Source organism: bacterium (assembly GCA_016789445.1).
GTDB lineage: Bacteria > Patescibacteriota > Minisyncoccia > Phycocordibacterales > UBA2100 > UBA10103.
The window spans coordinates 116,216-132,700 of sequence record JAEUQT010000002.1 but is presented as its reverse complement, the minus strand read 5'-3'; the positions used below and the strand labels follow the sequence as shown (position 1 = coordinate 132,700).

Here is a 16,485-nt window from a genome sequence, read left to right as displayed (position 1 = left end):
GTATAAGGACTTCTTGGCGGTAAATCCTACGTATTCTCGGCAAACCGAGTTATTATTCCATCCTTTATTTAAGCTCTATCTCGGATATTGAGATACATCTCGGCTATATAGCCTTTGAGGGCTCGATGGCGAGCATCCCCTTCATCTTCTCGAGCTTATTCTGCTGACTCTTCAGCAAATACTCTGCTTCGGCTGCAACATGCGGATCCATACCCTTCGAGTCTCGAATAAGGTGGTCGAGACGCTCGACTTCTTCCATGAGGTTATGCGACATGCTATGGATGTCGCGCTCTGCCATAAGAAGCTGCTCTTCATGGATACGACGACGGTGCTCGTAGTACCAACTGCCGACTGCGGCAACGAGGAAAAGTATGAAGAGGGCTCCTATGAAGGCATCGAGCCATCCGAACTGGTAGCCGTTTACATCTAAGAGAGGCTTCGGCTGTATCTTATATCCGCGTACTTCGGTTACGGGACCGAGTAGACCACCTTGATCCTGCACGATCGCACGTAACGTATACGCACCGTCTTTGAATGAGCTATCTCCTATAGTGAGATACCAGTCTCCTGCCTCATTCGAGACCGTTTGCTGCCGCAAGAGTGGACCCACATCATCGGAAATGATCTCGACATTGATGGTCGTACGTGGCTGCGCCTTTCCTTTCACATCGATCGCACCAGGAGTATCGACCGAACGCACTATCGAAGTGATTGATGCTGCAGGAATTTTCGCTTGTTGCGCATGAGATACGTATGGAAACGAGCAAAATGCCACAAAAGAAATGAGAGATATAACAAATGCGATAAGTGACGTGTGTGATGCGTTACGTATCTCTGAAGTCATTTTTGCGCGAAATTTGAAGGTCATATCAGTGTGCGCACGCTGCGCTGAGCGGGGTGAGTGACGTATCGGGAAGTCCCGATGGCATCGCGTTATCGATCGAGGTGAGCGCATTCTGGAATGCGAGATGCGCTGCGGCCGCCATGCGTTGGGTTCCCGATGCACAATCAGGCGAAAAACCGATAGTTACAGCCGCAAATGCGACGATACCGCTTGCAGAATACGCAAGAGCGTCAACAGCTGCAGCGCCGAATTCCCTATCGAAGAGTCCGTAAGCGCCGAAGACGAGAACGAATGCCGTAACGAGAGCGACGACTCGATGGAAGAGGTCGATTCCGGGGTGCATCGCATACGTCACCGCATGTGCATTGAGGCCCGGAGTCGCCCAGAGGTTTGCGTGCTTCACCGTGGTCACGACTGCATGCTGTGTGCGTGGAGATACGTTATCCGCGATCGTATCGTCTACGCGCGCAAGCGGCTGTGCGTGCTCAAGATATTCTTTCTTGTGCTTCTCGCGCAATTTCTCGCGACGTTCTTCTTTCCCTTCCGAGTGGCTTTTCAGGAATTTCTCGAGGGCGGATTCGTCGACATACCACTTGCGACCGACACGTTTTGCCTTGATCTTCGACTGACGCGCGAGGCGTGCGATGTAATCCGGATGCAGGCGCGCACGAAGAGCGGCATCACGTGCCGGAATGTACGAACCTATGTCGGTTGCGTTTTTCATGCAGGCTCGCAAGCGATTTAGCTATATACTACTAGCTTTTCCGGGGCTTCTCCTTTTTTCTTCGGAAATGTGGGGATAGAAAAGCCGCACCTCTCGGTGCGGCTCTGATCGCAAAACGATTACTGACGCTTATACGTTATCTCTTTCGAGAAGAATCCACGGATCGTCTCTCCTGCCTTGTCAGCATTGCTCTCTACAACAGTATTGGCCGCAGAAGCATTCTGAGAGCCATCTCCCTGCGGCATGACGCTACCGAAATCGAGGAATCCAAGCGAGCTTCCGATGTAGGCGAGCGTCCCGAGAGCAGCAACTACCGTGAGAGACGAGATTGCGATGAAATTAAAGGCGCCTACCGGCTTTCGCGCCTTACGTACCGGCGCATCCTCCTCGATATACGCCTCCTCTATCGCCTCTTCGTCCGTGACTCGGATCGGGATGACGACCTCCTCCATGACGGGCTCTTGTGGCGTCTGCGGGGCGATTTCCTCACCGACTACCGGAGCTTCCTCTATCGATTCTACGGCTTCAAATCTAGCCAGTTCGGGCTCGGGGGCACGATATTCCTGAAAGACCGGTTCAGCTACTTTGCGTCGCGGGAATTCCGGCATGGGTTCTGGCTCCTCGGTCTCAAACTCCGGGATAAGAGGCGCTTCCTCTTCCTTAACGTAGCTGAAATGGGTTACCTCCTGTTCGACGACCACCTCCTCTACGGGAGCAGGTTCCGGCTCCTGGATCGGCGGGAGGTCTTCTGGCTTCGCAAGACCGACAGATTCGACCTGTACCGCAGCAAGAAGCGCGTCCTTCTCCTCTTTATGCTTCAGGAGCGATTCTCGATCGACATACCAGCGCTTACCGACCTGCCGCGAGAGGATCTGATTACTGCGGGCAAGCTGACCGATATAGTCCTGGTTATATCCTGTAATCTTCGCTGCTCGGTTTGCCGAGATGTAGTCTTTACCATCGAATGATACTGCCACTTCCGCTTCGGGTGACTTCGTGAATCCCTCAGGAGGCGTGGGGACGAACTGGTCTGCTTTCTCCTTATACGCCCGAAGGGATTCCTCAAGGATGTACCACATACCTGATACACGCTTCGCCTCGATGGAGCCGCCGCGGGCAAGCTGGCCGATGTAGTCCTGCGTATAGCCGGTCTTCTCGGCTGCATGCTTAGACGAGATGTATATCGTTCCTCCGAGATTAATCTCCTGTGCCATGCAGCTATTATACTCCTCTCGCCTGTTTGCAAGAGTAGACATCGGGGAAAACCCCTTGTGTTTCAACGGAGGCTCGGGTACCCGAGTTATTTCTTAGCGATGGCGTCAATAAGCGCCTGACGCAACGTAGCTGGCTCAGCAGCACCCTTCAGAACCTTCATTGCCTGTCCGAAGAGGAATTGCAGTGCCGCTTCCTTTCCTCCCTTGTAATCTGCAACCACGGATGTATGCTCGGTGAGAATTGCATCAATCGTAGGCCCGAGATCAGCAGCAGAACTGGTCTGGAAGAGCCCCTTCTCTGTGGCAAGGGACTCAGGATCGCGCCTTTCAGCGATAACCATAAGCAGGAGGTCCTTGGCGACACGGGAAGATATCTTACCTGCACCGATGAGATCGATTATTTTGGCAAAATTCTCTACAGAAACCGGTATCTCGGCGCTTAATTCTGAATCTCGCGAATCAGTATCTCGGATTATCTTCACTAAGTCGTTGGCAATATAGTTGGCGGCACGCTGTGCGAAAGCTGCATCCCCTGTTTTGGTGGCTGCCACCGCATCAAAGAAGGATCCGATGCGCGGATACTGTACGAACTGCTCCGCATCTGCAGGCTTAATACCCCACGACGCGTAGCGTGCTCGGCGTGCGTCGGGCAATTCAGGCAATGTCTGTGCGAGATTCTCTCGTGAGAATTCCGGTATCTCTGAAAGCTTGAGTGATGGGAGATCAGGATCCGGGAAGTAGCGGTAATCAGCGGCGACTTCTTTTACGCGCTGCGAGAACGTCTGCTGTTTTACATCATCCCAACCACGCGTCTCTTGTATCACCTTCTCTCCTTTGGATAGAAGCTCGGTCTGGCGCTTGATCTCGTATGCAACTGCGCGTTCCATCGCGCGGAATGAATTGATGTTTTTTACTTCCACTTTCGTACCGAGCTTGTCGGTATCAGAAAGAGAAATGTTCGCTTCGAGACGCATCTGTCCTTGCTCCATATCCGCATCAGATGCACCGAGATAGCGCAGCAAGAGCTGCAGCTCACGACCGAACTTCCCTGCTTCCTCCGCGCTATGGATAACCGGCTCGGTGACCAACTCCATGAGCGGCATGCTGGAGCGGTTAAAGTCTATGAGTGTAGCGCCCGTTTGGCTGTCGTGCACCGAGCTTGCCGTGTCTTCTTCAAGGTGTATGCGTGTAATCTGTACGCCTGCGAGCGTACCGCCGCTAACCAATGGAAATTCATATTGGCTTATCTGGTATCCCTTCGGAAGATCAGGATAGAAATAATTCTTGCGATCGAATTCGGTGTAATCAGCGAGCTCGCTGCCAAGTGCGATGCCCACACGAAGCACATGCTTCACCGCTTCCTTATTGATGACGGGAAGCGTTCCCGGATGCGCGAGACACACCGGACAGATGTTTACATTCGGACGCATCTCATGCGCATCGTTCTTCGAATTGCAGAACATCTTTGTCGCGGTTTTCAGCTCTGCGTGTACTTCCATTCCGATCGTCGGTGTGTAGGCCATAGTTCTTAAGTATATAAGGAATCGCCGCCTTTGCAGGAACCTTCCCTAGTACGGATGACTTTACCGAATTCTTGAGTTCATTTCAGTGCCGTTTATGATACGCCACGAGAACGAATCGATGGCAAGTCCCACCCGAAAAGAACAGACTCAACGAAAAAGGGCCGCAAGGATCACACCTAAAGTCCGAGAAACCACACCAACAAATGAAAATGCCTGAAGAACAACCGACGAAAGCGCCAATCCGAGATGCATCCGAGATTTGGATCCGAGATATTCCGAGATTAAACGAGATACCGTTAATTTATTTAGCTCGTTAAATCGAGATGTATATGTTAGACGCTACTACGTAATATCCGAGACGCTACCGAGATCTCACAAAGATTGCTTCCTAAGCTCCGGATTCCGCTCTACAGCACGTGCATGCAAAGATTTTATACACGACTGCACGAATACATGATCCAGAAAATACTTTGCACAGTTATTCACAGAATCCACACCCTTTCGCGTAAGCGTGACTGACGAAAAAAGTTATAGTTGCAACATATTTCGTCACTTTCGCGGTGTGAAAAATAACTTGTACATTGACGGCGTTCACTACCTGACGGCACGCGAAGCCGGAGATGTTTTGGGGTACGCGCCGGATTATGTATCGCGCCTTTGTCGCGAAGGAAAACTTCGTGGACGACGCTCGGGTAAGACGTGGATCGTTGAAGCTGATTCCTTGGTCCCCTTTATCAAGGCGCATGAGGCGAAGAAAGAGGCATGGCACCAAAACCTCTCACGCGAGCTTAAGAGTGTTGCGGAGCCGGTCGTCGTGCGCGATGAGAACTTCCAGCCGCTCTCCCCTGTACACGTAGCACCTCGTCAGCTGCATATCTTGCGTGCATCCGAAAAAGCTCACGCGGCACGCGAGAAGGCACAGACGATGCTGATCACGCGCATCACGATATCTTCCATCTGTGCAGTACTTCTCCTTTTCATCGCAAACACTACGGCGCTTTCCACTCCGATCGCCAACATGCTTCGTGGTTCTGCGGCCGAGCAGGTTGCTGCTGCATCTTTCTTCTCGCCGATCGAATCGATCGCGCGCGCGAGCTACACCAGCATTACTTCAATCGCCTGCAGCATCACCGGCTGGTGTGACGACGTGCAGCCGATGCCAGTTGTGTACGTTCGCGGTGGTTCGCAGCCGGTTGCTCAGGCACCTGCCCCAACCCAGATCACGAACAACATCACCAACTACATCCAACCGACGGTCGGCTCCGGCGGAGTGCTTGCTTCGGGCCTTTCCGAGCAGCTGTTGGATAGCCGTCTCAATGCGATGGAGAACTACCTCACCGGGCGCATCGAGCTTGCTGAGTACCGGGGCGATCGCCAGGCGGAGAGCATCGTCGACAGCTTCCCCGACGGCATCGGAGGCGCCGGATTCGACGATATCGATATCACTGATTCGACGTTCACGGGCGGCTCCATCTCCGGTGCCTCCATATCCGGCTCCACGCTCTCGGGGATCACCTTCTCAGGCACACAGGCCTTCGACGGACTTGAGGTGACTGACGCAACCAGCACCAATGCCACCTCTACTAATATGTATGTGAGCGGCTCCTTCGGCTTCGGTACTGGCACCGGCCTTCTGCAGACAAGCGATGGTATCGCCTCGACGCTTACCAATGGCTCGAACGGCCAAGTACTGAAGATGGTCAGCGGCAATCTTACATGGAGCACCGACCTCACCGGTGGTGGAGGCGGTGGTGCGAGCTTCTTTGCTTCTACGACGGATGACTTGGCCATCTACCCTGCGGACCCGACGGATGTCGTCATCATCGGTAGCAGTGCGACGACTACCGTAGGAACTATCCTCGAAATCGCCGGAAACTCCCTCTTCCGCGGCGCTATGACGAGCTATGGCAACGTGACTGCGCCGCGCTTCACCGCCACCTCGTCCGCGGCATCCGTATTCCCGTACGCATCCACGACGGCACTCAGCACGAATTCCCTCTGCATCTCAGGAGATTGTCGTCAGGCATGGCCGACGTTCACCGACACCTCGTTCTCGACGACGAGTGCTGATTATTGGAAGACGCAGCGTGATTTCTTCTCCACCACGTCTGCCTCGTATTTCCTCGCGCAGAATCAAGGCAATGCGTTCTCAACGACCAGCGCCGACGCCTGGAAGGACCAGCGCAACTTCTTCTCGACTACCTCAGCCTCGTACTTCTCCTCGATCGGCCTCGCCTTCTCTACCACCTCGAACGACTACTGGAAGTCAGTCAATAACTTCTTCTCAACGACATCTGCGACGTACTTCGTCCACTCATCGACGACAATCCCGAAGACCTATACCGCCAATACGTATACCGGCTTACAAACATTCTCGAACGCATCGACCACGCTCTTCTCGAGCACCTATGCATCCTCGACCGTCGGATACTTCGGCTCACTGAATCTCGGTGCGGCGCTCAGCGTACCCAACGGCGGCACCGGCTCGACGACGCTCACCGGACTCCTCAAGGGCAATGGCACGGGCGCGGTTTTGACGGCGGTTCCTGGCACCGACTACATCGCAACCACTGCCGGTGATTGGACCGGCACGTTTGATGGCCTTGAAGGTAGCTACTATCTCGCGAACAGCTTCTCGACGACCAGCGCGAATTACTGGTCGTCGCTCGGTCTCGGATTCTCCACGACATCAGCCAACTACTGGCAGACCACTCGTGATTTCTTCTCGACGACGTCTGCCATCTACTTAGCCCACTCCTCGACGACAATCCCGAAGACGTACAGCGCAAACACCTTCACCGCACTCCAGACCTTCGCGAACGCGTCCTCGACGCTCTTCTCCTCAAGTTATGCATCTTCGACAAATGCCTTTTTCGGTTCAACAACCGTAAGTGGCAATGTGACTGCAAGAGACTATCTTTTCTCAGAAACGTCGGCATCTGCTCAGAAGCGCTTCAGCGTCACGCGCGCAGTGCCCACAACGATCAATGACACAATTAGTATCGCAAGCACCACGATCACCAATGGTGCCCACAATCTCTACATAAGCATTACGGTGCCTGCATCGAGCTTCTCGGTCTCAAAACAATATGCGTTGCCGCTCAAATATGCACAGACAAGTGGCGCGTGGCAATTGGCGCTCCCGATTTCAGATACTGGTTCCTATGTCGGAAACGATTTTGCTCTTGATGTGCGTATTACAAATCAAGTGGCTGACTTCCGCATTCGTCGAACATTAGGTTCGACCGTAGGAACTGCGACTATCAATATCGAGCAGCTTGGAGCCGCTTCTACCTTCACGTTCAGCTCGTTCACGGAATCGGTGAGTGCGCCGACTGCTGCTTTGGGCTCGACTGCATTCACACAAGCTAACGGTGTTGCATCGACAAGTGCGCTGGTGGTATCCGGCCAGACCACTCTCTCAGGCAATTTGAGCGGAGTTTTGAAAGCAGCAAACGGCGTCGTCTCCGTTGCGACACCTGGCACCGACTACCAGAACTTTGCGTATCCGTTCCCATCGAATGCGACTTCAACCCTGCTCGGCTTCAACGGCGGACTCACGGCGTATGCATCGTCGACCATTGGTGACGGTACGCAGACCGGTGGCCTCACCATCTCCGGCGGTGCAACAACAACCGGCTCACTCTATGTCGCGAGCAACGTCGGTATCGGAGTCGCATCTCCGAGCGGCAAGCTCGAGATCGGCGGCACCGAAGGAGCAGACGAGGCTCGTCTTATCTTCGGCGCATCGGATGGCTCAAATCGCTACACGTTCGAGACGGATCTCGACAGCAGCACCAGCAATGACTTCCTCGGCCTCCGCACCGCCTCGACCGATAACACATTCGTCGTTCGCGGTAACGGAAATGTCGGTATTAGCACCTCGACACCGGGCTCACTTTTCTCTATCGGCAACACGAACGGCATCAACTTCTCGACTGCCACTTCGACCTTCTCATCGACGGGCGGTATCAATCTTTCCGGTGGCTGCTACGCCATAAACGGCACCTGCATCGGCGGTGGTTCTGCATCGCTCTCAGGTACTCAAGGTCAGCTCGCCTACTTCAGCGGCACGAATACGGCGATTGGTACGTCGAGTTTGTTCATAGACACGAACGGCCGCGTCGGTGTGGGCACAACAACTCCCGTAGCAAAATTCAACGTTTGGGGCGACATGGAGATCGGCGCAGGTGGCACCACAAATCTCCGCGCATACAATAGCTCTCGAAACGCGAACGGCTTCCTCACGCTCTACGATGGCACCAACGGCAATGTCGCTATTGGCACCACCTTCGGCACCGGTGATGTGATTCTTTCTCCGGGCACCAACGGGTTCGTCGGTATCGGTACCACAACCCCAATAGCTGCGCTCACCGTCTTCGGCGATACCCTCTTCAACGGCACGGATCGCTACGCGAACTTCGGCACCACTACTGGATCAAGCGGTTACGGCTTCCGTGACAACGGCGGTGTCATCGAATTCAAGAACGCCGGCGGGACGTGGCAGGGGGTGACGACCGCGACGACGGGGCCGTCGTTCAGTGTGCATAAGAACGGTTCGGATCAGACGATTGCCGCCGGCGGAGCCACACTTCTCACTTGGAGTACCGAAACGTTCGACACTAACAACAATTTCGCGTCGAATCGATTCACGCCAACAGTGCCAGGCAAATACCTCATCCGCGCGCAGGCATGGTGGGCGAATACCATCGATGCCGGGGGGAACGCATCGATCATGATCTATAAGAACGGCGCAGTAGTCGCACAGGTCTATAACTATCCCGATGTCGCTGCCGCACAACGCCTCACTAGCTCCATAAGCGAGATAATCGACATGAACGGTTCGACCGACTACGTTGAAATCTACGTCAGCCACGCCACCGCAGGATCGGAGGTTGTCGACGGCACAGCGATTCTCACCAACTTCTCAGGCGCCATGATCGCGCCCGTGAACGGCAACAACGCCGCAGGCTGGGCAAATGATGGTACGCAGTCGTTCCTTTTGGACAATGCGGATAAGGTTGGCATCGGCACGACCACGCCGTGGGCGAAGCTCGCACTGCAGGGTGATGCTGGGCAGACGAATCCGGTGTTTGAGATTGCTTCGAGCTCGACCGCGACCAAGTTCCTCTCGGTATCTGGTACCGGTTTCGGCACCACCACTCTTTCTGGTTTGAATATTTCCGGTTCTGCGACTTCTACCTCGAACGTAGGCATGAACATCACGAGCGGCTGCTATGCAGTAAACGGCACGTGCGTCGGTGGTGGAAGCGCCTCGCTCACTGGCACCACCGGCCAAGTCGCCTACTTCAGCGGCACGAATACGGCGATTGGTACGTCGAGCTTGTTTATCGCAACAAACGGAAACATCGGCATCGGAACAACCACGCCTGTTGCATGTACCGGATGTTCCGCGCGAAGTCTCGCTATCGAAGGAGACAATGCGTCTTTGAGACTCAATGACACTACTGGCACTGCAGGAGATTGGCTCGCATTTGCCAATAATGGATCATTTACTCTTTCGGATAATCGCGCGAAAAGCACTCGTCTGCTCGTCAATTCCAATGGCGATATGGGACTCGGCACCTCAACACCGAATGCAAAACTCACCGTCTTCGGCGATACCCTTTTCAACGGCACGGATCGCTACACGAACTTCGGCACCACGACCGGTACGGACGGCTATGGCTTCCGTGACAACGGCGGTGTCATCGAATTCAAGAACGCCGGCGGGACGTGGCAGGGGGTGACGACCGCGACGACGGGGCCGTCATTTCATGTGAGCAAAACCGCTGATCAGACGAACGTCGGCGCGAGCCCTACGCTTATCACCTGGGACGTTGAGAGCTTCGATACAAATAACAACTTTAGCGGCAACCGCTTCATGCCGACCGTGCCGGGCAAATACATCCTTACAGCTAATCTTCAATATGGTGCCCTCAGCGCTGACGATCATGGATTCGCGATGATCTATAAGAACGGAGTTGCAGCTGCGAACGCAATATTGCCGAGCGAGACCGCGGAAGCAAGCACCGTGAATGTGGTGATAACTACCATCGTCGAAGCAAACGGTACGACCGACTACTTCGAGGTATACGGCGACACACAGACCGCCTCAAACCAAATCGTCGACGGCGGGAACACGGCTATCACCTACTTCACCGGTGCCATGATCGCACCCGTCAACGGCAACAACGCGGCCGGTTGGGCGAATGATGGCACGCAGTCGTTCTTGTTGGATAACGCCGATAAGGTTGGTATCGGTACGACCACGCCGTGGGCAAAGCTCGCACTGCAGGGTGATGCTGGGCAGACGAATCCGGTGTTTGAGATTGCTTCGAGCTCGACCGCGACCAAGTTCCTCTCTGTATCCGCTACTGGATTCGGCACTACCACCCTCTCCGGCCTCAACATCTCCGGCTCAGCGACCTCGACAAGCAACGTAGGCATGAACATCACTTCGGGCTGTTATGCGGTCGGTGGCGTATGCCTCAGCAGCGGCTCATCGTTCGCGTATCCGTTCCTTCTTAATGGCAATGCGACTTCGACACTCACGCAGTTCAATGGCGGCCTCACCGCATATGCTTCGTCGACGATCGGTGCAGGCGGCCAGGCGACAGGACTCACCATCAATGGTGGCGCAACGACCACAGGAAATGCGTATTTCGGCGGCAACGTGGGCATCGGAACCACTTCACCAGGCTCAGTATTTTCAATCGGCAGTATTGCGAACTTCCAAGCCGGGACTTCGACCCTGTATCAGAACCTCAATGTGCAAGGTCAATTGAAGGTTGGCACGAACTCCATATACCTCAACGGCTCCGGAACAAGCACCTTCTCAAACGGAATCGACCTCGCGGGAGGTTGCTTCTCGATCCTCAATACCTGCGTTCTTTCGGCAAACACATCAGGACTGGTTGCCGGTGATCTCACTACAGCGATCAATACTTCCGTAAATGCACTTCAGATCGCATCGAGCAGCGCGAAATGGGTCAGCCTTAGCAACGGCGTGGCTGATTCTTTTGGCTCTGCATCGATTGCTGATGATTCAGGAATCGATCTCGTAAATTCAAGCGGCATCGCGACAAGCGCAGGCATGATCGCATTGGTACCCGACGCCGCTCCGAGCGGCGGCAGTTCATCCTCTTCCGGCGGCGACAGCATCCGCACATTCACGTCGAACGGAACCTTCTATTCCGGTGCCGTCGGCACGGTACAAGTCCTCGTTGTTGGCGGCGGTGGCGGTGGCGGTGGTAATGCCACCGCAAGCGTGCGTGGCTCGGGAGGTGGTGGAGCCGGCGAATATGTTGCTATTAGTTCCTTCAACGTCACGCCTGCGACATCCTACGCAATAACTGTCGGCACCGGCGGTGGTTCGAATACCGATGGCGCAACGACGACCGCATTCGGCCTCACTGCTCGTGGCGGTGGCGCAGGTGCCGAACCATTCAACAACGGTAGACCCGGCGGTAGTGGTGGCGGTGCGGGAGATGACTCCTCAGCTACAACAGGAGGAGCTTCGACGGCAGTTTCTCCTGGCGTCGGATCCAGCGGTGGAAATGCAGGCTCCGGAGGAAGCGGCGGTGGAGGCGCAGGTGGAGGAGGCGCTGCGGGTGCAGGCGGTTCTGGCGGGGGTAACGGCGTCGAAGCAGGCGGTGCTGGTGGTACCGGTATTGCAAACACCATCTCCGGAACATCGGTCACGTATTCCAGTGGTGGTGCCGGTGGTACGCGCAGCGGCAATAACAACGGAACCAACGGAGCAACGCCGGGAAGCGGCGGACGAGGCGCGGGCGGTGGCGCATCAACAGTAGTCACCGGCGGTACCGGCGCGGACGGCATTGTGATCGTCCGCTACACTACCGTCTCTGGAACAGGAGCGTCTCGCCTTATCTCAAACACCTTTACCGCATCGTCATCACCGAGCACAGCAAAATTCTTCTTTGCCGGCACTTCGACGGCTGCATTTACGCTCAACACCCACATCGCCGCAGCCGTGTCTCGCGATGGAGGCACCACCTGGTCGACCACCACCCTACAAGCCCTTTCTACACTTGAGGATGGCTCGACATTGTATGGCGACACGGCAGTGGATCTTTCGGGACAACCATCAGGCACCTCAATGAAATACCGCATTCTGATGAGCCCGAGCTCGCCCGCAGGCATCATGTTGCGCGGTGTCTCCCTGCAATGGGGAGAGGTCTCTGCTCAGAATGCAGGTGCACTATCCGTTACGGGCTCACTGTCCGCACAATCACTCAGCCTGACATCCGCTCTCGGCGTTGCGAATGGCGGAACCGGCCTTACCTCGATCAGCTCTGGTTCCATCCTTTTCGGAAACGACACAGGCTCAATCGGCACTTCTTCTTCGCTGTTCTGGGATACCACAAACCAACGACTCGGCATCGGCACCACGACGCCAACGTATATGCTCTCCGTCTCTGGTAACGGCACCAATGCAAAAAACCGCATCGCGGTATGGGGACGCCAGAACACCACCAACGGCACAGCTGCAGGCCTCTCCTTCTTCAACACCGATGGCAATCCATCGACACAGAAAGAGATTGCCGGTATCGATGCAGGACGCCATTCCAACAACTTCGGTGGCAGCCTCAGCCTCTTCACTTCAGACACCGCTGGCGCGACGAGCACCCGACTCTTTATCGACTCCTCTGGCAACGTCGGTATAGGAACCACTACACCGCTTCGCCAGTTGCATGTAAGCGGCACGAACGCATACGTTCGCCTCGACGGTTCTGCTAACAGTGGAATGGAGATCTACGAGAGCGGTGCTAGGAAGTGGATCATTGATAACCTGGTATCTGATGATCGTTTGAGATTCTTCAGTGATACTGCAAACGAGATCATGAGCCTTACCCAGAGTGGCAATGTGGGAGTCGGCACCACCACCCCAGTCTCCACTCTCTCCGTCCAAGGTTCTCTCTGTGTGCGCAGCACCGGCTCTTGTGGCACCACCGCCGGCACCATCTACGCAACCACCGCGACCATCAGCGACATCGACCTTGCCGAAAACTACCGCGCCATCGATTCAACTCTCCTCACAGGAGAGATCGTCTCCCTCCTTGAGAACTCCACCTCCACGATCCGCCGCGCGAAGCACGGCGAAGAAGGATTGGGAGTCCTATCTACCAAGCCAGGCCTCTTGCTCGGCCAGGAGATCAAGGACGGTCGTGCCGTCGCTCTTAAGGGACGCGTACCACTTAAAGTGAACATGGAAGGCGGTCCGATCGCAGTCGGCGATCGTCTCACGATCTCATCCGTGCCGGGTATCGGTACCAAGGCGACGACATCTTCGTATACCGTTGCACGCGCACTTGAGGCAACCTCAGTCTCTGGTGAGATTGAAGTCTTCGTCGAAAACGAATACACACTCGTGATCGAAGAGAAGAATGCACTGCGAGATCTTCTGAATGCAACAAGCACCGCAACTTCTACACCTGTCTTTGCAAACATCTTCGCGCGCATGACCAATTGGCTCGCGGATGCACAGAACGGCATCACGGAGATATTCACGAAGACATTGCGTGCGGAGAACGTGTATGCGGATACCGTGAACGCAAACAAACTCTGCCTTGAAGATCTTTGCGTGACGAAGGCAGAGCTTCAGCAGCTGCTGAACCAAAGCGGTGCGACCCCGGCATCAACACCGGAAGAGCCACCTGATGAACCCCAATCAGAGACACCACCTGAAGAGACTGGAAGTGAGGAACCCGCTCCGGAACCAGAGGATTCACCTGAGACCGAGGCACCAGAAGATGCTCCCGAAGAGTCTGAAACACCGCCGAATGATGAAAATCCTGAGCCAGAATCCACTCCGGAACCATCACCAGAAGAAGTATGAACGCTGCCCTCTCACGCCGCGATATAACCGAGAAAGCATTGAAAATGCGTGTCTCGGGACTAAATCTCGGCGTAGCTAATCGGGTCATTTGTATACAAATGACCCGATTACGCTTTTAGACTGACCCGATTACGGTATGACAGACCCAACCCCAACTCCTGAACCTACTGAACTTCAAGTAGCCTCCGAACAGCGCGTTCAAGACCACGTGACTACTCCCGTACCAACGAGCGCCCTGCCGGTCGATATTGAGACTCCAATATCCGTATCAAATACTTCTCCAACCAATAGCGATGAAGTGCCTGCTGATGCAGCTAGGAAAACGGAAACCAGCGCTGATACCACCCACGTGTCTGCAGTTGAATCAAATAGCACGAAGACTTCCTCAGATTCCGGAACTACTACCGCGCATAATTCTGGAAGTGATACACCCGCCGATCAATCTCACGCAGTTGTTGAGAAAAGATTTCAAGGAAGTGCGGGTCGACTTAAATCTCTGGAACATCGTACCCGTAAGCGCGAGAATGATCTGGAGAAGATTCTGAGTCATCTTGCTTCGCATACGCACATCACGAACGACGGCATTCAGAAACTCCTAGCAGTCTCCGATTCCACCGCATCACGGTATGCAAGGATACTCATCTCTCGCGGCAAACTCTTCCGCACCGGTAAGGGCCGATCGACGCGTTATACCCTGGCTCACTAACGCCAAAAGAGGCCCAATTCCTCACCTGCTGCGAGTCATTGGCCGCGCGAATCGAGATCAAAATGTGGTCTGGTACGACTACCCTAAATGCATGCCGGCACGGCTTTTGTGAGGGAAACAGCTGCCTCTGATCACCGACGAAATCTCAGCCCCACCTTCTTCGTTGCATGGCGCACTATCATGCACAAAACAGCAGGCGTATCATCGTTAAAGGCCTGTTTTGCTCGATTTTTTCCCTAAAATATTCAGATACAAACCTGATTTCGCAATTTTCAAAGCGGAATGTCTAATTTTTGAAGCTATGCACGCAGACGCATTGAGGAGTGTCCATTTGATCAAATAATGACGCCGGTATGGATATCGGATGTCCATATATGGACTGTCGATGTCCATAGCTTTTTTCGTCAAAATTGAAATAACACCTATAAAACCTACTCAAAAAATGAACCGAAATTACTCCAAAATGGCACTATGTTGCGCCAATTCAGCATCTTCCGTGATTTCCTTCAATCCTTTCTCGTAAGCGTAGCGATCCCCTACCGAATCCCTGACGATTCCCATGCGGATAAGGGAGGGAAAATTACTCTCCCCCACGTAGTCGAGGTGACTGCTCCACCGATACGTGCGAAGCCTGTCAAGCGCATGATCGGGGTCTTTCAGATTACCCTTGCGCCAATTCGGAAACGAGAGGTCCAACGGGTTCAGATGGATGTACTTCGGCATGAGGTGGAAGTTCTCATCCTTCTTGATACGCAACTTTTTTGCCTTCCCCTGCCACAGAGCCCCGCTGCGCTCATACTTCTGATTGAAATATTTTGCATAGCCCATGTTGAGCTTCTTCAAGAAAAGCGAGATCCCACCTTCAATGGATTCAGTAAGAAGAAGATGATAATGATTCGGCATGAGGCACCATGCATGGATCGCGACCAATGTTTCCCGCTTACGCATCGGATCAAAATCGCGCAGACGATGATTCGGATCAGCAAGCATCTGATCATTCAATTCGAAAAGCGAATGCACGAATCGCATGCGATCCTTATCATCAAGAACGATCATCCGATTATCGATTCCGCGATTCACCACGTGAAAGAATTCCATGCGATACATGATAACAAGAAATATGGACGTCAGACGTCCATATCCCCTCTCAGTAAGCCGGATACGTCCAGTATCTACATGCACAACGTTTTATAGTTGACGTCAAATTATGAAATGAACGTCGCACTCACTCAATAGAATGCATAGAAACTCGTCTTTGATAGTCGCGATGCCGCTTACTCACTCGTTTTCCATAGCGGCATTAATTGCGGCTTTAGATCAATCCGAGATTAATCCGATATTGAACGAGATATCAATATGTTTCGTATCTCGGTGCCGATATCTCGAATTTGAAAGCCATTAAGGTTATTGGAATACCAAACTAGGAGGTCGATATATACAATAGTGAGTATTAACGAGGAACGTTGGCATTTTCTGGATTCTCTTGCGTTTTTTATGATTACTTCCAAGGAGACAGAGTGCCACTCGACTAAGGGAGCGGCAATTCAAGTTGGACTTTCTCCTAACTACATCACTCGGCTCTTCAGAGAAGAGTTTTATTACAAGGCGTGAG

General features: G+C 53.8%; 7 protein-coding genes. 2 read left to right on the top strand and 5 right to left on the bottom strand.

The genetic code is table 11. The annotated features are described in order from the left end of the window. Positions 1 to 103: 103 nt before the first annotated feature. The 4 genes from JNK62_02645 to gatB all read right to left on the bottom strand — a co-directional run bounded on the left by JNK62_02645 (position 104) and on the right by gatB (position 4,305). Positions 104 to 700: a hypothetical protein gene (locus tag JNK62_02645; protein MBL8158404.1), complete on the bottom strand. Its 597-nt coding sequence runs from the start codon at positions 698 to 700 to the stop codon at positions 104 to 106. 169 nt (positions 701 to 869) lie between these two features. Beyond that, positions 870 to 1,568, bottom strand: a complete 699-nt coding sequence (locus JNK62_02640; GenBank protein ID MBL8158403.1) for a helix-turn-helix domain-containing protein — start codon at positions 1,566 to 1,568, stop codon at positions 870 to 872. A gap of 119 nt (positions 1,569 to 1,687) precedes the next feature. After that, entirely contained in the window at positions 1,688 to 2,782 is a 1,095-nt protein-coding gene (locus JNK62_02635) for a helix-turn-helix domain-containing protein (protein ID MBL8158402.1), read from the bottom strand. A gap of 86 nt (positions 2,783 to 2,868) precedes the next feature. After that, the gene (gatB, locus tag JNK62_02630; protein ID MBL8158401.1) at positions 2,869 to 4,305 is read right to left on the bottom strand and encodes an Asp-tRNA(Asn)/Glu-tRNA(Gln) amidotransferase subunit GatB; all 1,437 of its coding nucleotides are present in this window, start codon (positions 4,303 to 4,305) and stop codon (positions 2,869 to 2,871) included. Positions 4,306 to 4,867: 562 nt separating this feature from the next. Between gatB and JNK62_02625 the strand changes: the two genes are divergently transcribed. Together JNK62_02625 and JNK62_02620 are read left to right on the top strand one after the other, a co-directional pair. After that, entirely contained in the window at positions 4,868 to 14,167 is a 9,300-nt protein-coding gene (locus JNK62_02625) for a hypothetical protein (protein MBL8158400.1), read from the top strand. A gap of 136 nt (positions 14,168 to 14,303) precedes the next feature. Further along, positions 14,304 to 14,873: a helix-turn-helix transcriptional regulator gene (locus JNK62_02620; protein ID MBL8158399.1), complete on the top strand. Its 570-nt coding sequence runs from the start codon at positions 14,304 to 14,306 to the stop codon at positions 14,871 to 14,873. A 453-nt stretch (positions 14,874 to 15,326) separates the two neighbouring features. Here the strand turns inward: JNK62_02620 and JNK62_02615 are convergent, their stop codons facing one another. Further along, on the bottom strand, positions 15,327 to 15,971 hold the full coding sequence (locus JNK62_02615) for a transposase (GenBank protein MBL8158398.1): 645 nt from the start codon (positions 15,969 to 15,971) through the stop codon (positions 15,327 to 15,329). Positions 15,972 to 16,485 lie beyond the last annotated feature (514 nt).

Coding starts and splice junctions, on each gene's coding strand:
- JNK62_02640 (MBL8158403.1), bottom strand. CDS start 1,568: ATGAAAAACGCAACCGACATAGGTTCGTACATTCCGGCACGTGATGCC.
- JNK62_02635 (MBL8158402.1), bottom strand. CDS start 2,782: ATGGCACAGGAGATTAATCTCGGAGGAACGATATACATCTCGTCTAAG.
- gatB (MBL8158401.1), bottom strand. CDS start 4,305: ATGGCCTACACACCGACGATCGGAATGGAAGTACACGCAGAGCTGAAA.
- JNK62_02620 (MBL8158399.1), top strand. CDS start 14,304: ATGACAGACCCAACCCCAACTCCTGAACCTACTGAACTTCAAGTAGCC.
- JNK62_02615 (MBL8158398.1), bottom strand. CDS start 15,971: ATGGAATTCTTTCACGTGGTGAATCGCGGAATCGATAATCGGATGATC.